This is a genomic window from Pseudomonas phytophila (assembly GCF_025643095.1).
Classification (GTDB): domain Bacteria; phylum Pseudomonadota; class Gammaproteobacteria; order Pseudomonadales; family Pseudomonadaceae; genus Aquipseudomonas; species Aquipseudomonas quasicaspiana.
Genome location: NZ_CP081201.1, coordinates 3,503,402 through 3,530,325, shown reverse-complemented (window position 1 = coordinate 3,530,325; position 26,924 = coordinate 3,503,402). Strand labels below are relative to the sequence as shown.

15 protein-coding genes and 2 pseudogenes are annotated in these 26,924 nt (G+C 56.0%); 7 read left to right on the top strand and 10 right to left on the bottom strand.

What is annotated here, in order from left to right; all coding sequences use genetic code 11:
• The first annotated feature begins 146 nt into the window (after window positions 1-146).
• Genes K3169_RS15975 through K3169_RS15955 form a run of 5 tightly spaced genes read left to right on the top strand, consistent with a single transcriptional unit; the run spans window position 147 to window position 12,255 of the window.
• Window positions 147-1,358 (top strand): helix-turn-helix domain-containing protein, encoded by a 1,212-nt coding sequence (locus tag K3169_RS15975; protein WP_263267141.1) that lies wholly within the window; start codon window positions 147-149, stop codon window positions 1,356-1,358.
• Window positions 1,352-3,127 (top strand): phospholipase D family protein, encoded by a 1,776-nt coding sequence (locus tag K3169_RS15970; RefSeq protein ID WP_217385011.1) that lies wholly within the window; start codon window positions 1,352-1,354, stop codon window positions 3,125-3,127. Before K3169_RS15975 ends, K3169_RS15970 begins: the two co-directional genes overlap by 7 nt.
• Window positions 3,124-6,327, top strand: coding sequence for a helicase-related protein (locus K3169_RS15965; protein ID WP_217385012.1), 3,204 nt, complete (start codon window positions 3,124-3,126; stop codon window positions 6,325-6,327). The genes K3169_RS15970 and K3169_RS15965 overlap by 4 nt, the downstream gene beginning before the upstream one ends.
• The gene (locus tag K3169_RS15960) at window positions 6,320-10,813 is read left to right on the top strand and encodes an ATP-binding protein (RefSeq protein ID WP_263267140.1); all 4,494 of its coding nucleotides are present in this window, start codon (window positions 6,320-6,322) and stop codon (window positions 10,811-10,813) included. The genes K3169_RS15965 and K3169_RS15960 overlap by 8 nt, the downstream gene beginning before the upstream one ends.
• A complete protein-coding gene (locus K3169_RS15955; RefSeq protein ID WP_263267139.1) occupies window positions 10,813-12,255 on the top strand; it encodes a multidrug DMT transporter permease in 1,443 nt (480 codons plus the stop codon). Before K3169_RS15960 ends, K3169_RS15955 begins: the two co-directional genes overlap by 1 nt.
• Window positions 12,256-12,396: 141 nt before the next feature.
• Here K3169_RS15955 and K3169_RS15950 read toward each other — a convergent pair.
• Window positions 12,397-12,611, bottom strand: a pseudogene (locus K3169_RS15950) (transposase); the annotation flags it as partial.
• Between the two features lie 679 nt (window positions 12,612-13,290).
• Between K3169_RS15950 and K3169_RS15945 the strand changes: the two are divergent.
• Together K3169_RS15945 and K3169_RS15940 are read left to right on the top strand one after the other, a co-directional pair.
• Window positions 13,291-16,221: a DEAD/DEAH box helicase gene (locus K3169_RS15945; protein ID WP_217385014.1), complete on the top strand. Its 2,931-nt coding sequence runs from the start codon at window positions 13,291-13,293 to the stop codon at window positions 16,219-16,221.
• Window positions 16,222-16,458: 237 nt separating this feature from the next.
• Complete coding sequence (locus K3169_RS15940; RefSeq protein ID WP_217385015.1) at window positions 16,459-19,263, top strand: type I restriction enzyme HsdR N-terminal domain-containing protein; 2,805 nt, start codon at window positions 16,459-16,461, stop codon at window positions 19,261-19,263.
• 189 nt (window positions 19,264-19,452) lie between these two features.
• Here the strand turns inward: K3169_RS15940 and K3169_RS15935 are convergent.
• From K3169_RS15935 to hxsD, 9 genes and pseudogenes are all read right to left on the bottom strand, one after another.
• A pseudogene (locus K3169_RS15935) lies at window positions 19,453-19,634 on the bottom strand (transposase); the annotation flags it as partial.
• A 912-nt stretch (window positions 19,635-20,546) separates the two neighbouring features.
• Window positions 20,547-21,017, bottom strand: coding sequence for a hypothetical protein (locus K3169_RS15930; protein WP_263267138.1), 471 nt, complete (start codon window positions 21,015-21,017; stop codon window positions 20,547-20,549).
• Window positions 21,018-21,145: 128 nt separating this feature from the next.
• Window positions 21,146-22,096, bottom strand: coding sequence for a hypothetical protein (locus K3169_RS15925; protein WP_244997590.1), 951 nt, complete (start codon window positions 22,094-22,096; stop codon window positions 21,146-21,148).
• A gap of 134 nt (window positions 22,097-22,230) precedes the next feature.
• Window positions 22,231-22,536: a hypothetical protein gene (locus K3169_RS15920; RefSeq protein ID WP_038856402.1), complete on the bottom strand. Its 306-nt coding sequence runs from the start codon at window positions 22,534-22,536 to the stop codon at window positions 22,231-22,233.
• 32 nt (window positions 22,537-22,568) lie between these two features.
• Window positions 22,569-22,982: a hypothetical protein gene (locus tag K3169_RS15915; protein WP_029612449.1), complete on the bottom strand. Its 414-nt coding sequence runs from the start codon at window positions 22,980-22,982 to the stop codon at window positions 22,569-22,571.
• 50 nt (window positions 22,983-23,032) lie between these two features.
• Window positions 23,033-23,641, bottom strand: a complete 609-nt coding sequence (gene hxsA / locus K3169_RS15910) for a His-Xaa-Ser repeat protein HxsA (protein ID WP_217385016.1) — start codon at window positions 23,639-23,641, stop codon at window positions 23,033-23,035.
• A complete protein-coding gene (gene hxsC, locus K3169_RS15905) occupies window positions 23,638-24,873 on the bottom strand; it encodes a His-Xaa-Ser system radical SAM maturase HxsC (protein WP_217385257.1) in 1,236 nt (411 codons plus the stop codon). Before hxsC ends, hxsA begins: the two co-directional genes overlap by 4 nt.
• Window positions 24,873-26,360, bottom strand: coding sequence for a His-Xaa-Ser system radical SAM maturase HxsB (hxsB, locus tag K3169_RS15900; protein WP_038856396.1), 1,488 nt, complete (start codon window positions 26,358-26,360; stop codon window positions 24,873-24,875). Before hxsB ends, hxsC begins: the two co-directional genes overlap by 1 nt.
• Window positions 26,357-26,656, bottom strand: a complete 300-nt coding sequence (hxsD, locus tag K3169_RS15895) for a His-Xaa-Ser system protein HxsD (RefSeq protein WP_034103415.1) — start codon at window positions 26,654-26,656, stop codon at window positions 26,357-26,359. Before hxsD ends, hxsB begins: the two co-directional genes overlap by 4 nt.
• Between the last annotated feature and the right edge of the window lie 268 nt (window positions 26,657-26,924).

Here is a 26,924-nt window from a genome sequence, read left to right as displayed (position 1 = left end):
AATTGCTATTCAGAGATAAACAGGTTACTGGCCAGACTTGGCCATTCGCAGACATATTTGTCTATCGAGGCGAACCAGCTTAACGGATGATGGCTAAAAGCTATATCCTGTGGTGCCTGCGCGAAGAGGACAAGGAGCGAGACAGGGTGTCGAACCGTAGCCAACTGGGATGGGTGGACTTTTCCAACGAAGACCGTGAACGGGTCAAGCATGCGCTCAGCCAGCTTGCGCAGCCCGGCACGCTGGACGAATTGGGCATCGGGGGCTTGCGCGATGCATTCTCCGACCTGATGTTCCCAGGGTTTTCCACCCTGCAGACCCGGGCCAAGTATTTCATCGCCGTGCCGCGGATCATCCGCGATTACCTGCAGCTCAGTTGTGCGCGCCAGCGCAAGCAGCCACTTGCCCACTACCTGGAGGAACAGGAGGCGCATCTTTCGGAGTTGCTCAGGGTAAAGCACCATAATTCTGGCCAGACCGGTATCTCCGGGTTCTCCCTGCAAAAAGGCGAGCGGGTTTCCCGGCAGCCATCGTCCATTTATTGGGTTGGCTTGCGCACTTGGAAACTGATCGATACCCAAGGGTCGCTGCGCCAGTTCGCGCAGGCCATCGGCTCGGCAGAAGAACCCTGGGCCGGTCTGCAGGAAGAGGCGGGGGATGACAGCGACGCCCACAGCCCGTCGAGGCTCGTCCACCTAGATCGCCATGATCCGGCTTGGCTTGACGGCGTCAGCATCGAACTGACCGATTCGGAGGCGCGCTTCTTGAGCGAAAAGCTCAAAACCGGGCCTGAGTATAACCTCGTTACCGAGCTTGAACGATCCGATCTGCGCGAGCAGGCGCTGGTCAAGGGAAAGGCCGGGTTTCCGGCGCTGGCAGCCTGGGTGGGCGATCAGACGCAACTGCCTCGCCAGACCCGCGACAGCGTGGCCATGGCGCAGGCGTTCAGTGAGCTGATTTACGGTGCCCATCTGCGCTTGAACATGCTGCTGGTGCGTAACGGCGCCGAGCACCGGGCGTTGCTGGATACCTACAGCGAATACTGGGACGCCTGGCGTTTGCAGGCCCATGCCCACCCGCAGGAGGTCGATCGATGGCTGGCGCACACCAAGGTTTCGCTGGCCGGCCACACTAGGGCATTTCTCGAAAACTGGGCTCGAGGGATTGCAGGCAATGCCCGGGAGGACGAGCTGGACAGGTTGGTCGAAGAGCAGGCCAGGGCCAACAAGAACCAGCGCAGCATCCTCAACAGGCGCCTGCCCGAAGACTTCGAATGGCATGGCATGTCGCGGCTGGACTACCGCTGGACACAGGTGCGCAACGTGCTGCGCGATGTTCAGGAGGGCCTGGCATGCTGAATCCGCATTCCGACCGTATCGACTACGGCGACAAGCTCACCGCGCCTGAAGGTTTTACCTTGAGCCACGCGGTGGCGACGACCTACTCGCTGGATCTTGAGACCTTGCTGTGCCTTCCATTGGCGCTGTCCTTCAGTTGCACGCCCGAAGGCGACCTGAAGGCCGACAAGCTGGCGCTGCTCGAGGCGATCAGCCAGCTCAAGGGCAAGGTCAAAGTGTTCTTCCAGCAAGGTTGCATCAAGGCGCCGCGCCAGTTCAACCTGCTTTTTTCGCTGCTCGAACCCTTGTTAGTGCCCCAGGTGCCGACGCAAGCCTTCAGTGCGTTCCACCCCAAGCTGTGGCTGCTGCGATTCACCGATCAGGCCAAAAAGGTGCGCTACCGGTTGCTGGTGATGTCGCGCAACCTGACCTTCGACCGCAGTTGGGACCTTGCGGTCGCCCTGGAAGGCGAGCTGGGCGGTGCCCGCAGTGACGACAACCATGGGCTGGTGGCGCTGCTCAAGTCATTGATGCCTAGCGCCGAGGACTTTCGCAGCGAACTGGCGTTGCTGGCCAAGGAACTGCCGCGGGTAACCTGGGACAGGCCGGATGGCTTCAGTGCCTTGAGTACCTTGCCCGAGAAGCCCGGGCAGTCGCCGCTGCTGTCGTGCCCGAACGCTGACACCGTGATGGTCATGTCGCCGTTTCTTCACTCCGATGCCCTCGACCAGCTCAAGCAGGAGTGCACCCACCGTTGGCTGTTCAGTCGCGCGCAAGAGCTCGAGCGCCTGGGCCAGGAGCGGTTGCAAGGCTGGGAGTGTTTCGCTCTCAACCCCCGGCTGATCGACGGCGAGGATGAACTCAGCCACGCCCGCCCGCAGGATCTACACGCCAAGATGGTGCTGCTGCAGGAGGGGCCGATCAGCCACTGGCATGTGGGGTCGGCCAATGCTACCAAGGCGGCACTGGGCGGCAGCGGTGCGCAGCCGCGCAATACCGAGTTCATGTTGCGCCTGTCGAGCAGCAACGCCCGGCAGTCGGCGCAGCAACTGCGTGCCGAGCTGGTGGGCAGCGAGCAGGACTCCAAGGGCATCTTCCTGCCCCATCGCTTTGGCGCATTGTCTTTGCAGCCCGAGCAGGCAACCGAAGAATGTCTGCGCAGGCTGTTGTACCGGTTGATCCTGGCCGACTGGTGCATGCGCGCAGAGGCCGATGCCAATGGCACCTACACCTGCGCCATCGAGTGCCCGCCAGAGGTGCTGGAACCCGATGACAACTGGGTGATCGAGGCGCAGCCGCTGGTCAGTGGGCAGCCTCGGGTATTGGCCCCGCGCCTGGTGTGGGAGGGCGTGGGGCTCGCCCAGCTCAGCGCCTTCCTGATACTGCGGGTGGTCGCGGGGGCCGAGGTGGCGAGTGAACTGGTGATCAAGCTGCGCCTAGAGATCGAAGGCGGCGACAACCGGGAGCAGCACATCACCACCACCCTGATCGACAGCCCGCACAAGCTGTTGGCCTACCTTCACATGCTGCTGAACCCCACGCATGTCCATCGAATTGACATTCGCGCGAAGGATGGGGGAGGCAGCGACAGCGATGCAGATGTACTCATCGACCAGATGCTCAACGGCCCGCTGCATGAAGCGCTGCTGCGATGTGCAGCCCGCCAGCCACAAAAGCTGCAACGCATCGACGATGTACTGGCGAAACTGGCCGAAACCGAGAACCTGATTCCCCCTGAACTCCGCAGTTTATGGGCACAGTACCAAGCGTTTACGAGGAGCAAAGCATGACCGGGTGTGTATCGGATCGCGACAGCATCGAGCTGGCCCTGCAGCGTACCTGGTGCAAGCTCAAGGATTTTCAGCGCGCAACCGTCGAGCGCATCAGTGCGCAATTCAATGATCCGCAGCATGGCGGGCGAGTGCTGATCGCCGATGAGGTGGGGCTGGGCAAGACCATCGTCGCCAAGGGCCTGATCGTGTCGATGTTGCGCGACTGGCGAAAGCGCGAGCCCATGCGGGTCACCTATATCTGCTCCAACCTGAGCCTGGCTGCCGAGAACCTGACCAAGCTGGCCGTGTTTCCGAGCGGGAGTAGCTGGGTTCGCCAGCCTTCCTATGAACGCCTGGCCCACGTCGCCCTGCGTCAGCCCGAGCAGGAGGGCGCGGTGCTGGAAATCTGCACCCTCACCCCAGCCACGTCGTTTGCGTTGACGATGGGCACTGGCAATCGGCGTGAACGGGGCATCATTCTGGCGGCGTTGCTTTGCCACCCGCAATTGAAAGGCTCGCGTCGCAGCTTGACGGCGCTGTTTCAGGACAGGGTCAAGGATGCCGGGGGGTGGCAGGAGGAGCTGCGCCAGATCGAGCGACAAGGCTTGCTCGAACCGATCGTGACCCGCTTCGTTGCGCAGATCGACTGTGCGCAAGACCATCGGCCGAGCCTGCTGGAGCAGTTGCGTTGCGTTGCCGGCCTGCGTGCGCAGCGCCACCGCGCCAGCAAGCGCGAGATGATGCGCACGCTGCGGGTGCTGTTCGCGCAATGCTGCGCCACGCAGTTGCGTGCCGACCTGTTCATTCTCGACGAGTTCCAGCGCTTTGAAAGCCTGCTGGATCAAGCTGAGGACAATGAACACTCGCTGATCGCCCGGGAGATCTTCAGCCGGGAGCGCGACAGCAAGGTGCTGCTGCTCTCGGCCACACCGTTCAAGGCCATGAGTACGGTGGCGGACGACGAGAACGATGACAGCCACTTGAGCAAGCTGAAGCAGATTCTGGCGTTTCTGAGCCTGTCGCCGCTGCAGGAGTATGAGCCGGCGCGCAAGGCATTGCAGGCCGAGCTGCTGCGCCTGGGAACCTACAGCGTCAACGCCAGGGCCCTCGATGACGCGCCCAGGCGAGCAGTGGAAGGCTTGTTGCGCCCGCTGATCTGCCGCACGGAGCGCGGCCAGATAGCGCAGGATGTCGATGGCCTGATCGATGCGAACCCCTCTCGGCCAGGGCCAGAACTGCGGGCTGACGATATCCGCGCCTACGTGGAACTCGACCGGCTCGCTGTGGTGCTCGAAAACGACAGCGCGCGGCAGCTGGCCAGCCAGCTCATGAGCTTTTTCAAGTCGGCGGCCTGGCCGTTGTCGTTCAGCACCGGTTACAACATCCAGCAGCTGTTGCTGCGCCATTACAAGCGTTCGCCGCAGACACTCAATCGCATCAACGTCAGCAAGCAGCTCTGGCTGCCCCGTGAGCGGGTGCACAAGTTCACACTCGACGTTGCCCGCGAAGCGCCCAACCCCCAGGTTCGCTGGCTGACCACCCACCTGTTCGCACAAGGACGCAAAGCCGGCCCGGAAATGCTGCTGTGGCTGCCGCCCAGCTGGCCGCACTATCCGCTCGACGGGTTTTTCGCAGGCCATGAACAATTCAGCAAAACGCTGTTGTTCTCCTCATGGGCCATGGTGCCGCGGATGGTCAGCGGCCTGGTCAGCTACGAGGCGGAGCGGCGGGTTCAGCAGCACATCGCCGACAAAACCGAGTACTTCAGCAGGCGCCGCGCGGGTTTGAGTCAGGACGCGCAAGACACCCAAGCGCAGCAGCGGCGCGCCGTGATCAAGCTCGACAGTGGCGACCTGGCCAACTGGTCATTGATCTATCCTGCTCGCTGCCTGATCGACATCCCTGTCCAGCGTTCGGCAGTCACCCTGCAGCAGCGAATCGCCGAACTGACTCGGCACTTCAAGCAGCAGATGGCGCCGTTCAAACGCAGCCATAGGGGAGGGCACAACAGCCATTATTGGTATCTGTTTGCGCCGATGTTGCTGGACAAGGTTCATGAGGGCTGGACGAGCGGGTGGTTCGACAGCCTGTCGAATCTGTCAGGGGTGTCCGGGGGCGTGCAACAGCGCGCGGGTGAAGTTGCCGATCGCTTCGGTCAACTGGACGACCTGGGCGCCATGCCGGCCGACCTGCCGGAGCACCTCGCCAGGCTGGCGCTGGGGTCGCCGGCGGTTTGTGCGCACCGTGCCCTCAGGCAGTATTACCCGGAGCAGCACTGCCTGCATGGGCATGTCAGCCGGGTGGCGCTGGGGTTCGTCAGCCTGTTCAACGGGGTGGCCGGCAGTGCGATCGCCAGGCGACTGGACGCCGAGCACCCCTGGCGCGGCATTGTCCGCTACTGCGCCGAGGGCGGTATTCAGGCGATGCTGGAGGAGTACCTCTATCTGCTGGCCCCCAACCGCTCGCTCGAGGGCGTGGTGTCGACCCTGGAAAACGTGCTGCGTACCTCGCCGTCGAGCGTGAAGGTATGGAAGCTCGACCGCGATCAGGACGACACCCACCTGCGCTGCCATTACGCGGTGCCGCTAGGCGCGCAAAAGGCTACGGACGATGCCGGCCAGGTTCGCATTGTGAGCATTCGGGAAAGCTTCAACTCGCCGTTTCGCCCCTTCGTCTTGGCATCGACCTCCATCGGGCAGGAGGGGCTGGACTTTCACTGGTACTGTAGTGAGGTGGTACATTGGAACCTGCCCAGCAATCCCATCGACCTGGAACAACGCGAAGGGCGGGTCAATCGCTACCAGTCGCTGGTTGTCAGGCGGCGGGTGGTACAGGCAGTGGCTGGGCCCGAAACGCCTTCGACTAGTTGGGAACACCTGTTCAAGTCTGCAGAGAGCCCGTCCTGGGGCACTGACCTAGTGCCGTACTGGCACTATCCGCTGGGCGACGCGAAGATTCGTCGCCTGATCCCAAGTCTAGCCTTCAGCGAGGAGGCACGGCGTTATCCGAATATGCAGAAGGTGCTGTCTCTCTATCGCTTGGCCTTCGGCCAACCTGGGCAAAGCGAATTGCTCGAACATTTGAAAAGCTTGAACCTCGACAGCGATGCGCTTGCCTACCTGAAACGTCAGTTGATGATCCGATTGGCGCCGGTTTTGTACCGCACGGATGTGGGCCGAGCTGTAATCGCGGTGCAAAGGATCGCAAACGATGACTGAGAATATTAAGAACACGGCGATCACCGCTTCCGGCTACATCTATCAGAATCGGCAGGGGTTGAGGGTTTTGTGCGACTGGCTAGATGCGCCGAGTCGCTATGCAAAGGTCAAGTTCGAATGTGACGTCGAGGCGGATGCACCGATGGGGCTGGATGACATCGTGGTGGAGCGTTCAGACGGCCTGCAGGATCTCAAGCAGGTAAAGTTCACGCCAAACCCTGATGCACATCCGCTGTCTTGGGATTGGTTGCTTGAGAAGTCTGGCAAGACAGAGCGATCCCGGTCGATGTTGAAAAAGTGGTATGACGCATACAGGTCGCTGGATCCCGCACGGATCGGCGAGATATCTCTGCTGACCAATCGCCGACCAGATGCCGAGATTGAAGTCTGCCTATCGAACGGCAAGATTGATTTTTCCAAAGTTGCTGGTCCGAGGCGCGCGGCGCTTATCGCCGAGCTTGGCGACGAGAACGACTGCAAGAAGTTTCTCGATCAGTTGCAGATCACGCACAGCGATAAGGGTTACGAAACCCTTGAACACGAGATTGACGCAAGGTTACGCGCGCATGGCACGCCGGAGGGCATCGCCGTACTCAAAACTCTTGCGTTGAACTGGGCTACTCAGAAGGACTCTCCGCCGCCGTCCGGCTGGATTACGTTGCCAGAGCTTCGCGCGATCCTTCAAGCGACGCCGCCTGCACCGCTGCCCGAGGATTTTGCAGTCCCCAAGGGGTATGAGGTACCTGATGCAGTCTTCCATCGCGAATTCGTCGAGGAAGCCATGCGCTCGGCCGGTAAGGCGATTGTCTTGACTGGGCCGCCAGGCCGTGGCAAGAGCACCTACCTCAGCGCTCTGTGCGACACGTTTGCCGAAAAAGATATTCCAACTGTACGCCACCACTACTTTTTGTCCACGACGGAGCGTGGTCGGGATCGCGTACACAGCTACGTTGTCGAGGAGTCCATCCGGTCGCAGATCAAACGATTTCATCCGAACGTTCCTGCTACCTCAGGCAGCCTACGAGCATTATTGGAAGCCGCTGCATCCCACTACAAGTCGCTCGACAAGCCGTTCGTGCTGATCTTGGACGGTCTTGACCACGTATGGCGCATCCATGCTGCAGACAAACAACCGCTTGAGGACTTGTTTTCTCAGTTGGTGCCTTGCCCTGAGCACTTGGTGCTGCTGGTCGGTACACAGCCAGTGGCCGACACTCAATTGCCTGCCGACCTTTTGGTAGCGGCGCCCAGGGCAAATTGGAAGATGCTCCCGCCCATGTCCGGCGACGCCGTCCTTTTATACCTGCAACAGGCAGTGCAGAGCGGTCGGTTGAGCACGCGTCTTGAGCCCGTAGAGCTTGAGGAACCGGAACCTCATGGGGAGGAGAGTAAGGCTGAAACGTCTAGAGCTTCCGCTGTACATGAGGCTACTATCGAGCAGGAGTTGCAAAGTGCTGCTACCGCGCTCCGCGCCAAGACCAATGGGCATCCGCTGCATGTCATCTACGCAACCTCTGCACTGGTGCTTGCTGGTGGCAAGGTTACGCGATGGGACGTCGAACAACTCACTGGCGATCTGAGCCAAGAGGCGAAGTTCTACTACGGATCACTGTGGGAGCGTCTTTCTCCTAGCTCGAAGGATGCCCTGCGACTGGTATGCACCTTTCCGTTCTTCTGGCCGCGAACCGCATTCGCTGAGATCGCTACCGCGATGGGACTGGCTGCGCCGGAAATCGAGAAGGTGGCACATCTGCTTCATTCGTCGGCTGCTGGGCTGAAGGTCTTTCACGAGAGTCTGGCCGTATACGTGCGCTCGACCGATGGGTACTCCGATCGTATCGCTGAACTGAGGCCGCAGGTTGCGCATTGGCTAGAGACTTTGGCGCCCGACGCGTTGAGGGTGAACTGGCTCTGGACGATCCAGGCGCAGCTCGGTGATCCAGGCAATCTTATCGCTGGTTTGACCCGTGACTGGGTGCTACAGCGCCTGGAGGAGGGTTATCCGCAGTCGCTATTCGACACATTGATCACCGACGCCGTAACTGCAGCGCTTGATCGGGCTGAGTTCGCGCAGGCTTATCGCCTTCAGCACTTGAAGGACCGCATGATTGAGGGCAGCAAATACCAGATGCCGGACGAGGACATGGCTCGACTGGCTTCCTATACGTGGACGCTGGCGCCGGACGATGGAGTGATCCAAGAAATTGTTGCTTCTAGGCACGAGGCGGAAATAGAACTTGTAGCGGCGTTGGGACTGGCGCTGCAATCGCGAGGCGAGCATATCGTGGCTGAGATGTGTGGTGAAGAAACGCTGCGACGCTTCCGAGGTGCGAGTCGGTTCTCGAGCCAGTATGCGACGGGGAGCGGTTTGGATGCTTTCAGATTCCTGGCTGGTGCGTTTGCGCAGTTGGGTGCAGTAGGGACCACCCCGGAGTGGCTCACGCAGCTTGCAACACGGGCTCATCCGGAATGGTGGTTGCCGTGCGTACGGTTGATGGCCGCAGAGGGGCAACTGGACGAATTGATGTCACTCGCAGCGTCGATGGGTGACGGCTGGCGCAAGCATGTTGTCAGCGATGCCTGCCTCCGAGCTGCGGCTCAAGTCAATGTCAGCATCGTCGAGCGTCCCGACTTCAATTTGCTCTCGTCGACACCCTTTGTTGCTGCTATCGGGGCTGGCCGCACGCGGTCTGTGACGCCCTTGAGCTCGGATATCCCGATTGATTGGCTGGAGCTGGACTACCGTAAACGGGGGGTGGGGCTGGCGAGGTTGGTACACCACTGGTTTTTCAGTACCGTGCATTTGAGTTTTTGCATGGCAACCGAGGCACAAACTCAATTCAGCATTGTACGCGCACCAATCTATGCGGATCGAGAAAACATTACAGACTTCCTGAATGCCCTCTCGGGCGTCGCGACACAGGTTGCGAATCGCTGGTGGCGAGGAGAGTTTGTGGATTTCCACGACCTCTATGAGTTACTGGAGCCGCTTGAGTACCGACATTTTCGACAAAGTTACCACTGGCAATCGTCGGCTGATGATTTTCGGGCAGCGCTGCATCGCGTGGCCTGTGATGTCCGACTCGGCAGCATCCTGTTAGGCCATGACGTCGAAGCTGATCTGACGGAGGCTACGTTGTCTGCCTCACGGACCTTCAAATGGTTCGATGCCGTGTCCTTCCGTGAGCAGTATGCCTCTGGACGTTTGACGAAGATGTCCCATGAGGCCGCCGCAACCTTTGTGAGATCCCAACACGAGCTTTTTGATGCGGAAGTTCGTCAGGAGACCAGCGTGCATTTGCAGACGCCGCTGCAACTGTGTGGAATCGCCGTTGCGCATGGTTTGGAGGACCCCGCGCGTAAACTATGTCGACAGACCTGGGAGCTGGCAACTGGCTTTTCGCATCGCAAAGACCCGACGTTGAGCAAGACTCTTGATGCGATAGGCTTCCTGGTCGACCACGCGCGAGAGGTTGCAAGTCAACTGCTGGCGCAGGTGGCTTCTCAAGTCCACTCGGTGCTCGACTACACGGACGGCAGTGGTACCCGACATGTGTTGGCCGAGGCAGACGTGTTGCTGGCCAAGCTAGCTCCTGCCGCATTAGTGACCAAGTATGAGGAGCATGTTAGTGCGGGGCAGTGGACTGCGGCTGAGAATAGCCTGAGTACTTACATTGAGCAGGGCGTGAAGTCTGGCTGGCAGCTTGACGCGCTGATGCGCACAGGGTTGCATCCGAATGTTGGCAACGTGCTGCAGCGCCTTTCCAAGGAGGGCATTCCGGGTGCCGCTGAGCGACTGCAGGAACTCATCGCTCACGGAGGATGGGATATCGGTGTGCTGGATCGCGAGGAACATACTCGTTCTAACACCGATCGAAAACCTTTTGATGGTGACGTCTCAACCTTCGAGCCTGAACAACTGGAGGCTTTGCTGGATCGCCTCTCGGGTCGTGGCTACGACGACGAAGCGGTGCTACAGGATTGGTATCGGTATTGGGAGGGTAACGGTCAAGGGAAGCGGCTTCTAGAGGCGCTCGATGTTCCGTTGTTGTCGGCCCGGGGTCTGGGCCGTGGTTTACTGCATATGTCCGGTCACGCCTTCCACACCCGACGCAAAATGAGTGGTCTGAAGGCGGCTTGGAAGTATCTCGTGGAGGCACAGATTAACAGTGGCGGGTGGATGAACTTCATGGAGGGCGAAGAGAAGACGCTGGCACGGTTGGACCTTGTGGCGAAGCATTACCCGAAGCGGTGCGACGAATTCGTAAGTGAAACGACCTATTCCATGTTCGGTGAGCCAGAGCGGCCGCGATTGGCTCCGGGCGAAGCCATGGTCTATTTCTATGCGAAGCAAAAGCGCATTGATGAAGCGGTCGCATTTGCGCAAGTGATGGTCGATTGCGTACTCGAAGATACTCGAACGCTACCCCTGACTGTGCCGCGCTGGGGAGTCGAACTTGCGACAGTAGACCTTCAGGAGGAGTGATGGACGATCTTCGAATTCTCATTGCTCGTCTCGGATGGCCAATACCTGCGGGCCGATGGTGGACAATGCAGGAGTTGGCAAAACGACTTGGCGCCCCTGACACAGCGGCAGAAACCGAGGCTGCGCTCCTGAGATTGCTGAGCTCGTGCAAGCTTGAGGCGGAAGTCGTCGAGGCGTTTTGCATTTTCTGGATTGCTGCGGCGGTGGACGGATACGTTGCCAATCTGGACTTGTTGAAGCACACACCCAAACCGTCCCTGCTGTCCAACCTGTTCTTAGAGGCCCTCGGTTTTGAGGCGCAGGCGCTCGATGTCGACCTTAAAGTGGCGCCGCCAGACTTCAAGATCCCCAGTGACTTCGATGGCATGCAGGGGCTGCAACTGGCAAGGAACTTACGAACGAATCTGAGCCGGCTAGAGAATCGGACCTCGCTCCCGCTAATCCGCCAGATGGCGTTCGAATGGACTCAAAACCTGACGGCTTATCCTGAGTCGCCCGTACAGGGGGACTTCTGGCACTTTGCGCGGTCGCTGGGCGAAGGATTCGTGGGACCGTACTCGAGTCGTGCCGCCCTTCGTGGGATATCTGCCTATCTGCGTACCTTGGTGGTAGCAGAACAGTTGTGGGGGCTGCCGGCCGATGTCGTTCGCCACTACGCGCTTAAAGCAATGCCCGTTCATCCAGCGCTGGCTGCGCTGAGTCCGTCACGGCCGACATGGGGACTGATGCGGGGGGATTTCGATGGGGACTCAAAGGCGATTGAGGAAATCCTGCGAGGTGTCGTCGACCGCGTCGAGGCCGAGCGACCCAGTGATGAGTTAGTTGCGTTCAGCTCTCCCGTAGAGATGACGATGGGGCGTTGTGTTGAAATATCGCTGGCGCGTTGGTTGCAGGTCGGTGACAGTGAGGTGGCTGATCAGGACTTAGCAGTACATCTCGACACCTACTGGGACGACATGCCTATGCTGTCGAGCTTGCCTACGAAGCCGCTCGACGAAAACGTATGGCTGCGTAGAATGCCTATCGATGAGCTCTTGGACGACCCGTCGGCGTCTTTGCCTTTGGCGGGACGGGTTGACTTTGATCGCATGGGATACCTGCAGCTGAACCTCTATCCATCTAGATTATTTGTGCCTACTCTCGTGCATACTGCTCAAATCGAGGTGCGCCAAGAAGGCGGTATGCTTGAGGTCCTAGAGGGTGAAAAAGTGGTGGCGGATTATTCCCATTGGAACTCGGGCTGGGGGCCGGTGCGGCCGACGCAACTGAGTGCGGCCTGTGGTGCAGCCTTAGTGTCGCGCGGAACGGCCTACCGCGAAGTGCCTGCCTCTGAAGGCCAAGTGGTTCGGTCATTCTATCTCTGGCAAGTTCGGATACTTCAGCGCAACAGCACGCAGGAAGCGTTCGATGAGGTCTTGAAGGGCGGGGTCTTCTTTGTCTAATCAGCTGTCGCTTCCACGCTGACGGGGTAGGGCGGCGCTGGTATCGGAACGTGACGCCCTTGAGCTGGGTGACCACCCAGGGCAAGGTTGACTCAATCAGTCCAAGCGAACGAGCGGCATCGATACTGTTGTAGCTTTGTTCTAGGCACTGTACGAAGAGAGATGTCGTAAACATCGCCGGCAGCAGGCCAATGTGACCATGGTGAGATAACTTATTGCGAGCTTGCAGTAACGCGTGGCCAGCCGGCGGTGCTCTTTCAGTCAGCCAAATAGACGCTCGATGACATCCCGCTCCCGGTACTTGGTTTGTCGAATAGCCGTGGGAGGCCGGGCTTCGGCTTGCGTTTTATGGCTCGGTAACCTCTGGCCGTTGGTCAGTGCCGATAATCCTCCGCGCCACGTCTGTTGGAGCAGCTTGGTTTTCGAAGGTGGTGAGCTTAAGCAGCGGTCTTACTCTCGGGAGCACTCTGGAAAGCGAAAAATCACCGCGAAGACAGTTTTGGCACCCAAGATGAACAGCGTGGTCGGCAGATTACCGAAAGCGCTGAGCATCTTCGGTTGGGGGCATCCTTTTCAAGCCATCCAAAACATGCCCTAAAATATGCCCCAAATGTAGCAATTAGCTGGAAGTAAATGGCTATTCGAGGCTAGAAAAACGCAGAAATGATCAGCTAACAAGCATGCGCAAAGCCCCTAAAGACTGTCAGGGGCGCCAAAGAACATTTTGACAAGGCTCTAGAACAGTATTTTCAGGCGGAAAAATTCAAAATATGCCCCCAGTTTTGCCCCCAGTTGAATCAGGTTTGCGAGTGATCGCGAATGGCGATTTCTCACATAGGCTAAGATGGATTCGGATGGCTTTCAGTGTACGTTCATCTCGAATTGGACCGTTGGGTATCGATCTCCGGTTGGAGAAGGCAGAGGAGTGGGGCGTTTGAGAACTGCTTTTCGGGGTACACCTGAAATGACGTTCACTGATAGCATGTGGCCATTGAATAATCAGCGCTGATTTTCACATTCAATTTGGTGAACGCAATGGTCGATGCTACAGGGAAGTACTTAGACGTATATCAAAGCTGGCAGCAACACATCTTCAACTTCAACCTGGCAGTCCGGGATACCAATACGCCGGGCTTGCGTAAACCTCAGCTTGCCGCCCTATACGCTTCACTGGGACACCTGGTGATGTCTCCGGCCACGACGGCAACGATCGTGATGCCAACGGGTACCGGCAAGACCGATACCATGCTTGGTCTGCTTATCGCAGGGCGGTTGGCAAGGACATTGGTGCTCGTCCCGTCAGATGCCTTGCGTTCCCAGCTTGTCGAAAAATGCCTCGGGCTGAAAAAACTTCGGGAGATCGGTGCTGTTTCTGCCATAGCACTTAACCCTGTGGTTAGGGCGATCGGCTCAGGAATGTCGGCTGAAGATGTTCAACAGCTTGCCGAGGCGAATGTAATTGTCGCTACCCCGCAAGCATTGCAGCGATTCGACACAGAATCCCTCCAAGCCTTGGCTGAGCTCTGCAGCCACCTGATCATCGATGAAACCCATCATGTGGCCGCCATGACATGGGGGCGGGTGAAAACCGCGTTTAAAGAGAAGCCATGCCTGCAGTTCACTGCTACGCCTTTCAGGGAGGACAATCAGCCCCTTGAAGGCAAGATTATCTACAACTACCCGTTGAAGGATGCGCAGATCGATGGCTACTTCAAGTCGATCGAATTTCACCCAGTGCGCGAATACAACCTCGAGTTGGCTGACCAAGTGGTTGCTGATAAGGCGGTAGAGTTGTTGCGAGGCGATCGAGAGCAAGGCTTTAACCACCTACTGATGGTACGCGCACGATCGCAAAAACGTGCTGAAGCCCTGTTTGAGCTCTACAAAAAGCATGAGGACCTCTCACCCATTCTCATCCACAGCAAGGTGCCGAATCGGGTCAAGCTGCTGGGTGAAATTGTCGAGAAGAAATACAAGATCATCGTATGCGTGGACATGCTGGGCGAAGGCTTCGACCTGCCAGAGCTGAAAATCGCGGCTATTCACGACCAGCATCGCAGTCCGGCCGTCACACTACAGTTCATCGGTCGGCTAACCCGGGTTGATGACACGCTAGGCGACGCCAAATTCGTCTCAAACATAGCCAACCAGAAAGTCGATTACCAGATGGCAGTGCTTTACAAGGAAAGTGCCGACTGGAGCGCCGTGATTCGAGATGTGAGCCAAGACAAGATCGCCCGCGAAATCGAAAAAGAGACGTTCACTGAACAGTTCCCGGATGATGCCGACTCCGAGGAGATCTTCGGGTTGAACCCAAACCCCAAGATCAGTGCGATCGCCTACCATGTGGAGCGCGACCAGTGGCGGCCAGAGAAAGCGAATCACTTCTCCCAGAAGAAAGAACCGCTGCAGTTCCTTTCTATCAACGACGATTCAGACACCATCATCATGGTGACGCGACGAGAAACACCCGTCGGATGGGCTCAAACCTCGGCGATTGTGGACACGAACTGGATTCTGTACCTGGCGTACTACCACGCGCCCGACAAGACGCTCTTCATTCACTCCTCTGGTGATGAGTCGCAAGCGACGCGTTTTTTGAATTTGATTGCAAAGGATGCCAGGCGAATCAACGGCGAGCCTACCTTCCGAACCCTGCACGACATCAAGCTCATGAAGCTGCAGAACGTGGGGCTGTCCAGGACACGCAAGGATCTGAGATTCACGATGCACGTCGGGCGGGACATCAATACCGTCATCAGTGAAATCGAGAACGGCACGGCGAAAAAGTCCAACATCTTCGCAACGGGCTATGAAGATGGACATCGCACCACCGTTGGCTGCTCTCACAAAGGGAAGATCTGGGAGATGAACTCTTCCAGCATCATTTACTGGATTGAGTGGTGCAAACGTGCCTCGCAAAAACTCAACGATGCCTCGATCAACCCTTCTGAAGTGCTCAAGGATGTGATTCGCTCGGAGAAGATCGAAGGGGCTTGGCCAACGGGACTTTTCTATGCTGATTGGCCGGAGTCCATTGCGATCGAAAACGAGCAGAAAATTTCGCTAGCGTTCAACGGTGAGATTTTCAACCTGCTTGATGTCGAGCTTGGCAAACCTCGGCGAAGCGATGACCTGACACTAGAAGTGCCCCTCATCGCCATTGCAGTAGATGGCACGGAGCGTCTGTTGCCTGACATCACGATACGGTTACTGAACGACAGCTACAAAGTCTCCTGCCCTGGGGTCAAGATCATTTTCGCCGAAGAGAGCTCGTTCGAGCAGTACCTGGATATGAACCCTTTGGTCCTGCTAGCCGTGGACGGTTCGATGATCGAGGGCAATTACCGGTTCTACACACCCAATAGCTTGGACTTGAAGCTTCCCATAGCGCTGATTGAGGCTTGGGACTGGGGAACCACCCAGATCCACAGCGAGTCGATGAGGGCTACCCGTAACATGGACACCGTCCAAGGGTTCACCTACAGCCGTATTGAGGACGACTATGCATTCATTTTCAACGATGATGGCGCTGGTGAGATTGCGGATCTTGTGGCAATCAAAGAGAGCAAGGACGCAATCTTTGTCGACCTTTACCACTGCAAGTATTGCCCCCAAAAAGATCGGCCTGGTGCTCGTGTCTCCGATGTTTACGAGGTCTGCGGTCAGGCATCACGATCGGTGAAATGGCTGCACACCGAGGAAAAATTCTTCAATCGATTGATGGGGCGGTACCAGCAATCGTTGCCGAAAGGGTTCGACAGAATCCTCAAGGGTGACCCAATAGATTTGGAGCTGCTTCGCAACAAGTGCCACGACCACGAGATGATTTTCAGATTTGTGATCGTACAGCCTGCCATTTCAGCAGCGAAGATCTCCGCTGATCAGCTCGCTGTCCTCGGTACAAGTTATTCCTACATTAAAAATGTGTCTGGTTCAGATGTCAGGGTTATAACCAGTGTATAACGCGAGGGCGAACTCATAATCCCGATTGCCGTATCTAGGTGGGAGAAGCGTTAAATTTGCCGTTCGCCTTATATGCTATAGGCATACGGGCCTAGGCTCTGGCCAGAGCAATGTGTCGAAGCTTTCTTCCCTTATAATTTTTTTGTTCTCATCTTGGTTCTCTTGGCTATGTTTGAAGAATTTGCGCAACCCACCATGTATTTCTTTCGGAAGCATCACTATCTGTAAGGTTTTTTTATGCGTGCTGATTTTACTGTGAGTGGCTACGAAAGATTTTGGGAGTCCCTCTCAAGTCTAGGCCCTTTTGCCAATGAGGCGGATGTCGAACATCGGTTGGTTGCTCCTTTGCTCGCGGCATTGGGTTACAAGACAGATGATATTCAGCCGAAAGTTCCGGTGTCTTTAATTAAGGGGACTAAGAAGGGGCGGTCGTTTGAAGCAGATATGGTTGTCTATGCGGGCTTGCCGAAAAATCGCGATACTTCTCTGTTGGTCATCGAAGCTAAGTCGCCAAAAAAAACTCTGGAGGATGCCAAAGATCAAGCCGAATCATACGCGGTTGCGTTACGTACTCCTGTGTTACTTTTAACAAACGGAGTCGATCTGCAAGTTTGGCAACTTCAGCGTACCCATGAGAGCGCTCTAATATTTGAATACAATGTCATGCGTCTAGCTGAGCAACGTCCTCGGCTTGAACTCCTGTTATCCAGGCAATCGCTGATAAGACAGATCGAGGTGTTGGAAATCAAAAAAGTTTCCGCCGAGCTGAGTTTTAAAGATTACAAACTTGCAGAGCTGTCTAGGAATGAGCAGCGTGCCATTGCCCGAAGACTGGTAACGGAGCTTGGAGACGTGGTGCTGTCAACATCGTTGATGGAGTCGTATAGTACGGGGGCGCTTATCATTGCACCTTCTGGGTACGGAAAAACTGTACTCTGTAAGCAACTTATGGAGCAGGCAATAGAGAAAAGTTTTTATAATTTTGAACATGTCGGCGCTATTGACTTTCCGTTGTTCGAGTTTGCGCAATCGAATTGCGATGTGATGGGCTTTATCTGTCAGCGTATCAAGGCGAAGCAAGCGCAAATATCGCTAGCCAGCGTTAGATCTTCCGTGCTGCGATTTGGTGTAACATTAGTTTGCGATGGTTACGAATATGTGCCTTATTCCTTGCGTTCGTCTGTAGATTCTAAACTTCGCCTGTTCAAGCGCGACTATCCCGATTCCCAGATTTTCATCTTTTCCCGCTCTTCGATGCCAGTCCGGCTAGAACTTCCCTGCCTTTTGCTGGAAAAGCTGGACAGTCAGGAGCAAAAAAATATGGTCGTGGAAGCCATGGGGAAAGAGTTTCCGGTATTTGGGATACCAAAATTCCTAACTGTATTAAGTGAAGTGCCTTTGTTACTGAGTCGTATAATAAATTTCTTTATGGTCAATAGCGCTTTTCCAAGTCGTTTGGAAGAGCTGTTTGAGCACTGGCTGACTCAGTTGAGTGAAGGCTTTACGAGTACGCCTACGACTAAAATTTATTTAAATGAAGCCATGCTTTTGATCGCAGATTCGAGTGTGAAGCGCCGATTAACTGCTATAGAGGCTTTGAAACTTATCACCGATGCCGGACTGGGTAGCGAGTGCTTTGACAACCTCCACAACGCTGGAATAATCGTGAGTACCGGTACTGGCGTAGGCTTTTTACATGACGCCCTAGGAGACTACCTTCATGCTCGAGCATTAGCGAAGAAACCTCAAGCAGAATTTCTTGAAAGTATTGATGCGTTGGATATTCAACCTGACTCATTATTGCCAGTCATGCTCATCTCGCTGGTGCTTGAATCGGCTTCCCGCAAGCGTCTATGGGGAAAAATTGATGCTTTTCCCTTACGCCAATATATAAACGTGGCGCGAAGCTGTAAGGCCGCGGGTGATCCGGATCAGGATAATATTCAAGAGTTTTTGAATGAAGTGTTAAGTGGTGTCGATATCATGCAAGCTCGCTACTTTCCGGATATCAGTCACGAGCTCCGGTCTAGCCTTGCGTATGTGCATGTTCCGGTCGATGACGTTGCGATACATGGTGATATAGATTCAACGAGCGCTTCGAAGCTTTCATATAAAATCACGCCGTCAGATGGCTTGTGTTTGCGCGTAAAGCAGACCTCTCCAATTGATAATCGCATGGTTCATGATGTTGATCTGACGCGCTCACGTTTGAATATAAATGGGGGTAGATATGCTGCGGCACTAAACATAAAAGGTGCGCTTAACGAGATTGTCCGGCAACGAAATTTTCGAGGCGGAGTTTTACTGGCCAATGAGCGTTCACTTTCCCGGATACGTTATCTGACATCGCTCGGTTTTAGAAAATTCACTCCGGATGACTCGCTAGCTTATTTGCTGGACCAACTCCGACCCTTTGCGAACGAGGTTGTGCCGGCTCGTCAGCATAGTGATATTGCCTTTCCGATTAATTCATTGATAGATGATTTAAGGTGTCTTCAGGATGCAGGTCGCGAAATTATTGAGTGGTGGTGGCTACCGCACTGGGATAATGAGGATCAAATGTTTGAAAAGCCGGAGCTTGTGAAAGCTTATCTAGATTTTCATTTTTCACGAGCTGCTGATCTGTATATCGAAGTCGTGAATGCCAGCTTTGGGAGTGTGGCCAACGAATTTTCTTACCTGAACGCAATGCCTTTCCGAAGGGAGGCACTAGTGTCGGGAGGGGCGGGTGAACGGGCCATAAATTGGTACTGGGTCCCAGTGCAAAAAGTTGATGATTCTCGCACTATCTGCTGGTTCGAGCATGAGCTTCCTGGTGGACTGTTTATGAATTCCACAAAAAGCAAGCACATAAGCACTGAGTTGTTGCGACTTAATCGTTCAGTGGGTGGGATCTATACCTCGGGGGGAGGAGGTGCTTTTCCCGCGCCCAATAAGTTTTATCAAGGAAGGCAATACAATTTCGAGGCACCCACCCTGAGCGAGGTGGCGGAGATGGTAAAAAGTGATATCAGCGGTCTTTTTTGGAATTTGCTTCACTGATTGGTATGTCGGCGTTCGCTGTCTTTATTGTCGCGTTTAGACTTTGAGTGTTTTTTTACAGTTGTCGGTGAAGCGTAATGTTCTTGTAGCTGAGCAGAATCTCCTCTGACAATACTTGAATAAGGACGCTCATGAAAAACAAGATAGGGACGATTTTGATGAGGAGTAGGTGAGCGCTTGGTTGCTCTGCGCTTTGCTCTGCGGAGTGACGCCATTGTGCTCTTGCTGGAGCGGATTGATCCAGCGACGCAGCGCGAACTCGACAACTCCAAGCAAACGGCAGGCTTCGATATGGCTATAGCCTGATCGAGTAAGAGGCCTGCTGCCGCGTGTTTGAATTCAGTGGAAAAGGAACGACGTTGTTTGGTCATCAGGCACCTCTATCTGGCGAGCATTCTCGCCTAAATGGGGGCCCGGTTTCGTTAGACTACAAACAGGGCAGCGGCTCGACGCCAAAAATCGGTGGCGGCCAAGGTAACGGCATGCCGCTTAGATTTACAGGCTTGGATGCTTGATCAAAAAGACTTAAGCCTCTGCTTCCCAAGGGCGACGCACGAATCGGACATAGACGCCCAGGGCGTCAACTGGTGATGAGTATTTCCTTACCCCGACGTCGGAGCTGATTAGAAGGATCGGTGCACTCGGTTTCGCGGGGACCTCAGTGACCAACCAAGGGGCGAGGCTTTGCACAGGCCTGTGTAGGAATGCTGTTTCGCGCCGTAGCCCCAGTGCCTCACGTACGTTCTCCTTCGAGGAACTGCGCACGTCTTTGCAACTGATGCCCGCAAAGACCTGCAAGTGAGACGGACGCTCTCCCGCGCCAGGTTCAAGTACACAGACGTCAAGCTCGTGTCGGGCCTGGCGGGGGGCGTTTCCCGGATATCCGCCGTTATGCGCCCAGCTCAGCGACTCAAACTCGACCGACGTCCAAGCTTCCCCTACTGGTCGGCCAGCGGCATCGAGCAGATCAAAGTGTGAGAACCTCTGGCGATCAGCTAGAGCTGGTTTACTCGCCACAATCACCTCAGACGCTTTACCTCCTTTGGAGGGTGGCCGATGAATGATTGACCCTTTAGGGTGTGCACGCCGAAATACCCTCAGCAAACGAGCTAGAACCAGCATTTCGTACAGCTTATCGCGGGTCATCGCTTGTAGTTGCAGAGGGGGAGGCGCTTTCGCGGCAATATCGAAGAGCGCGCCCACAGCTTTGACCAAGTCATGTGCTGCCGGTTGGTTCTTCTTATTTTTCTTGGTGCTTGCCGCCAGGGGTGATGGAGTCGTACTCATAAATCCTCGTTGGTCTCTCGTGGGAGAAATTTGAGCAACGCTTCCCGTAACGCAATTTGCTGCTTCGTCGGGCGCCGTCCAAGGTTATGTCGTAGGTTGGTTTTTCGGTTGCCGACGCGCATATGCATTGACTCGACCTGCTGATCGCGTGCGAGCAACTCGTTGAGTTCGCGGCGAACTGCTTGTTCGGTTCCGCTGTTCACCGGAAAAGCGAGCACCATCAGTAACGACAGGGCCTCTTCAAATCGCTCTTTGGTCTCGCTGCGCCTCGCGGCTTCCGCGTAGCCGCTGCTTGACCTATTACGCTGTGGCTCCTCTCCAAGGGGCTCATCAGGCTCGACTGGCGCGCTGAGCTTGGCCAGCTCCATGAACTGGTGCACCAATGGTCCCTCATACGTGCAAGCTCGTCGATGTATCTCGCGAAGTACCTGTTCCAGGTCGTCCTCACCTTGTAATGTGATCTGCATGTTTCCTCCATGATTGTTTCAGTGTCGCGGGTCAGACAGCTATGCCGTATTTTTTCAGAGACGACTGTGCGACCTTGACTCATCCACTGATGTCTCGAACTTCTGTCCTGCTGGCTCGGCAACCAGGTTTAACGCAGTATCGAGTCAGACTTAGTCTCTGAAGCAGCGCTGCTGAGCAGCCAAATCAGCGCAGGGGATTGCTTGACGTGTTCTGCCATGGTTGTCATTGCAACCTTGAAAGGCGGAATAGTCGACACCACGACATCGTAATTCTCGGCAGGCTGTAAACGAACGCCAATGATGACACTTTTGTCTTCTTGTTCGCGGGCGTAAGCAATAAAGCCATTCTCCAACGGATGCACATATTCTCCAGTCCGCACGTCGGGATAGTTTGGGGCCTTGTGGAAATCACTTCGTAGTGCAATGACTTTGGTCACGGCCTTGAAGGCCGGGCTGAAGTTGTCGGTAAGGTAGTCGTAGCTCATGGCAAATAGCACGCTAATGATAAGAGCCCCTGCACCATGGAACATGATCATACTGCGCGATTGCTTGGATTTAGCCTGAAAGCCGAGGAGCGCGGCCAAGCGGGTCATATGTTGCCAGGCTGCTTCGAATGGCAGGCTGATCATCGCGATGACCATGATCAGCACTGCTGTCAGACCAAGGAGTATTGCCACCACAAGCAGCCACGATGGAATGTAGAACAGCAACGCGAGAAAGCCGACTGTCAGATCAAAACTTTGAGGGGGCAGTCCTAACGTCTCGGCAACCGCGAAACGCGCGCATGCTGTCGACATCAGCAGTGCAAGCAGATGCATAATGATGATGGGCGTTTTGGCGAATGGCTTATCCCATGCTGTATGGAGCCAGCGGGCGAAAGGGATGCACCAGGCAATGAATCCGCAGATTATCAATGCAGCCGCGACCGTTGTCCCGATGGTAAGCGCGGATATGCCCGTGTATAGGGAAGCTGCAATCGTGATGAGGTACGTAACTACCGAGGCGAGATAGAACCGTTGGGATACGGAATATTGCTGGAATTTGGCGAGCAGTTTTGCTTTCAGAGCTATCATTTTCATCCTTGAACTTCTTTTCAGTGCTTCTAAAATCCATGCGGATAGCAATGCTTGGCCGCCTTGATGTACGTCTCGTTCTGCCAGTTGAGGTGGATGACCCCGTGGCGGCCCATCAAACCACCACGAGTTCAGCTTATTTATGTGGGCACGAATGGCGAATCAATCGGCTGGCAGACAATTCGCCACATCCCGCGTACGCCGCCTTCGACCCAAGTGCCTTCCAGCACATTCGAGCCTTCGAAGCGGTGCAGCGTTGCTCTGCCGTCGAAGCCTTCTGCTTGCAGTTCGTAATGCCCCGGGCCTTTTGCCTGGCCTCGGTATTGCCAGGTCTGCCCCGCGTCGTCATAGGAGACGGTGATAAACTCGATGTCGATCGTAACCTTGCAGGGTTGATCGAACGACGCGGCACTGCTGGGGCGGAAGGTGTCCATTTTGGCGTACATGTTGGCGTCCTTGTAAAGATATCAGGAGCGGTTCAGGGCAGCAGCCAAGTGCTGTTTGGGGTGGTTGACCGGATGCCGACTGCCTGGCACTGCTCCAGAATCGGCAGAATGTAGGTGATGTTGGTACGGCCCGGCTTGCCTTCTGCTCTGTAACGAGCCGCCTGGCAAAGTGGGCCGGCTTTTTCGTACGTATGGTTGGAGCTGATTTCCACAGCTTGTGCTTGGCCGAAATGATTGTTACCAGCGAGGTAGTCCAACGTTTGCTGGAAAGCTGCTCGAGTCAGCGCCAACTGCGAGTCTTCCGATCCGGTCTCAATCACAACGCGATTTGCATCAACGGTCGTGATACGGAAACGGGCGCTACGCGACGGTGTTTGCAGTTCCTTGCCTTGCAGGCGGCTGATCAATGCCCAGAGAGTGTTGTCGACTTGAATGATGTGCTGCATGGGATAATTCCTTCGTTGCTGAACGGACGCTAGCTTTAACCTGAAGCGACTTATGGAATCTTGATACCCAACGCATTCAGCGATGGCGTATCCATCCGGCCATTCACGGTCAGCCCACTGTCCATCTGAAAGGCCATCAACGCACCACGTGTCGCCTTGCCCATCACCCCATCAATGATGCCTTGGTAATACTGGCGCACCATCAGCGCGGTCTGCACACGGGTGACCAGGTTGCTTTTCTGCTCATTGGTCGCGCGGTTCTTTGAAGTGCTCGAACTTATCCCGCTGGTAGTGCCAGACGACTGATAAAGGCTGTTGCTGCTTGAGGTGCTGCTCGAAGAGCTCGGCGCGCTGTAGCTTCGGGTACTGGCAGCGGGTGGGCTGTAGTAGCGAGGTGCGCTATAGCCACCCGAGCCGCTGTAGTGAGAACTATGCGAGCTGTGGGACCGGTGTGAACTGTGCGAGCGATGTGCCGCATAGATGTTGACGGTGTCTGGCGCATTGAGCGTATCGGCAAATACTGGGGGCTGTAGCTTGTCGTTGGGTTGCCAGTTCGCATCGGCGAGCGACAGATGGCCCGCCTGTGCCAGGGTGGTACCTGCCATTGGCAGCAAGCTGATCCCACTGATCAGGACTTTCCAGCGGTCGAGCAATTTCACTGTGCACTCCTTGCATAGGCGCTAAAGGCCTCGGTCGATAGTAGTTGTACGCCGCGGCTCTGCCAGCGGTCGGTTTGGGATTTGAAGAAGCCAGAGCAATGTTTGACGGCAGCGCATTGTTGGCAGGTATCGATGAACAGATTCTTCCAGTCCGAGATGCTCTGGCGGGCGAAACGCGAGAGGTGGGCCGGGATCAGGCACAGGGGCAAGTTGTAGATCGAAACCGGCACTCCGCGGTTAAACAGGAAATACACGGCCTGGCTCAACGACTCTTGATAGTCCAGCGGGTCAACCCATAGTTCTTCGTAGTTCTTCCTGGCCAGGCCGGTACTTTCGATACCCATTAGCGCAACATGCCGCACGAAGGGCAAGTTCCTGAACACGTAGTGGGCGAGCTCGGGCAAGCGTGGCGTGGTCAGGCGATTGAGCACCACGCGTATCTCGATGATCTGGTTGGCCCGCGCCAGGTTGTAAAGACCTTGCAGGGTTTCGCTGAACGCGCCTGGAGCCTGCACCACATGGTCATGGTCTTCGGCATTGTCGGCATACAGCGGGATTCCCCAGCTCAACTGAGGGTGGCCGATGGCAGAGAGCGCTGCGATCCAGTTCGGGTCTTGGAACAGACGTCCGTTGCTGAGTACATGAATGGATTTCTGTGGCAAAACGGCTTTGCACTTGGCCAGGATTTCCAGCAGGCCGTCGCGATAAAGCGTTGGTTCTCCACCGCTGATTCCCAGATTTTCTTCGCCCGGGTCCATCAGGTCGATCAGCCGTAGGTTCTCCTCGATGTGCCAACGGTCATCGATATCTTTGGGAGGCTGCGAGCACATCAGACAGAGGCTGTTGCAACGATCGGTCATAAACAGCAGGTTGCTGTCTGAGCCTCGTCGATAGAGCACTCTCACCAACGCGTTGCCTGGTGTGATGGCAATGACATCGCCGGGCTGCACGACATCCGCATCTTTGGGGGTGTGCAGGTGTGTCCGCGCGCTGTCGAAGTCGTCGATCAATGGCTCCGGGATCAGAAATCCACCCACTGGTAATGAGAGCAGATGTGGGCTCCGTAGCCGTTCTTCGTTTGGCAGCCAAAGCAGCAGATCACCGAACTCAGCGCTTCCGGCACAAACAGCCAGGCCTTGTTCGATGAACTCATCCAGAGTGATGACCTTGAGCAGCTTCGGCTCATTCAGGTGATGGATTTCGAAGTGGGTATCTTTGCGCAGCATCGCCATCAGCCCCTGTAACCCGGGAACCGGACATCGTTGTAAGAGCGCCTGTTCAACCAAGACAGCAGCACCCTCTGCACGTTGTCGTCGCCATCGCAAAGCAGGCCGAAAAGATGCTTCAGCAGCCCCATGTTCTTCTTGCAGAAGCTGCTGAACACTCGGTGTCCGATCGGGTCAGCTTGGCGGGCATAGTGTTCGACGGGGTCAGCACCACAGTACGGGACAAGTGCGCAATCGGAGCAGCCCGGCAGCGCCTCTGCTACACCACTGGCGAGCAACGCATTCATAACGGGCGATGCGAGTAATTCAGACAAGGGTTGCTGCACGGTGCCGAGCCTCAAGCCGTCTTCACCCATCTCCAGCAACATTCGGGCTTCGTCCGAGGGATAGACGTCACCGTCATAGTTGTAGACCAGCGCCGCAGTGCCTGCGCCAGCGGGGGAGCGCAGGTCTACATAGCCGGAGGAGAAGGGTGTCAGGATATTCTTCAGCAACAAGCTCGCATAACTCTCTGAGAGGTATGCGCCCTGTTGGTTGATATGCAGCAAATAGGCCAGTGCCTTCTTGTAGAAGGCCAGGTATCGCTCAATAGGGTAATCAAGTCGATGGGCACTCTTGGTGGCAAACCCATAAGGGCTCAGAGGCCGAAGCGAGATGCTGGAGAAGCCCTGGCTTACATACTCATCGATGATCGCTTCAGGCTGTTCGAGGCTTCTTGAAGTCAGCGTGGTCAACGCGGAAACTGCATCATGGCCAAGGCGCTCACGGACCCACTGGATGCCTTTTACAGTGCGCTCGTAGGAGTCTCGTGACGGGGTAGGGCGGTTGGCATTGTGCAAGGGCGCCGGCCCATCGAGCGAGGTCGAAAACTGGATGCGATATTCTTCTGCGAAGTCGAGTATTTCCTCCGTCAGATGGTGCAGTGTGGTGGTGATGACGAACTGGATATCCCGTTGTTCGACCATGTTCCGTTCGACGACCCATTCGACAATCTGGCGAACGCGCTCGAAGGCCAGAAGCGGCTCGCCACCCTGAAACTCCACAGTCAGGGCGGGAGCGTTCGATTCGAACAGGCGATCGACCGCCGCCTGTGCATCCGCTTCCGACAGGTCGTGGCCGGATCCGCCCAGAGGGGCCCGCGACACCTGGCAGTACTGGCAGGTGTGGTTGCAGCGCAATGTAACCACGAACAAGTGCAGTGCAGGGCCCTGGAAGAGGAAGTCTTTGCGGCTGCGATACTGCGCGGCCATTTCCGGGAACGGGTCGTGGCGACCTGGTTCGTAGATGAAGTGGCGGGCCAGCAGGTCCTTGTAAAAAGGCGTACTTGCTTGAACGTCGAAGTAACTGAGGGCTCGTAATTGCGCGTCGTTCACGTGCATGTACTCACCGGTATCGGAGGTGAGTAGGATGTCACGGTCTTGTCCCGTGTTCATGCGCATGAATCGAAAAGGCAGCAAGCGGTAGTGCTTGGCGTCTGTCGCAATCAGTGTCACTGGGAAATCCCACATCCAGCGAGCGCGGCTCGGGCCAGGATTTCACGTAACCCTGCTGTTTCGCGGTTGATATGGTCGCGCAGGGCGAAGTCGTTCAGGTGCTGGAGGATCAGTGAGTGAGCCTGCTCCGGGGAAAGCGTTAACCTTGCTTCAGCGGGGTGGGCCGTGAGGCTAATTTGATTGGCTTCAATACCGATCTGGATTGCGACAGTGTCGGCCAGTGAATAAGCGGCGCGTTGCACCACGCTGAGCGGGTAGGCTGAGATATCGAGCTTCAGCGTGACTGGCCATGTCATCGGAACCGCTCCTTAAAATCCGTTGGGAACGTGTGGATATTGCCGCTTTCCGAGGCATTATGCCATCATAATTTTTTACATTTGCACGCATCTATTCAGTGTGAATGCGAAGAATCATCAAATGTTCATCGGCTGCATGTTCACCGTTTCGCTGAAAATCTCAGGCCGGTATAGCAACTCGCAGAGAGTCCGGTCAGAGCTATCCTCATCAATAGCCTGCTTGGCCTTAGGTTGGGGGCATCCTTTTCAAACCATCCAAAGCATGCCC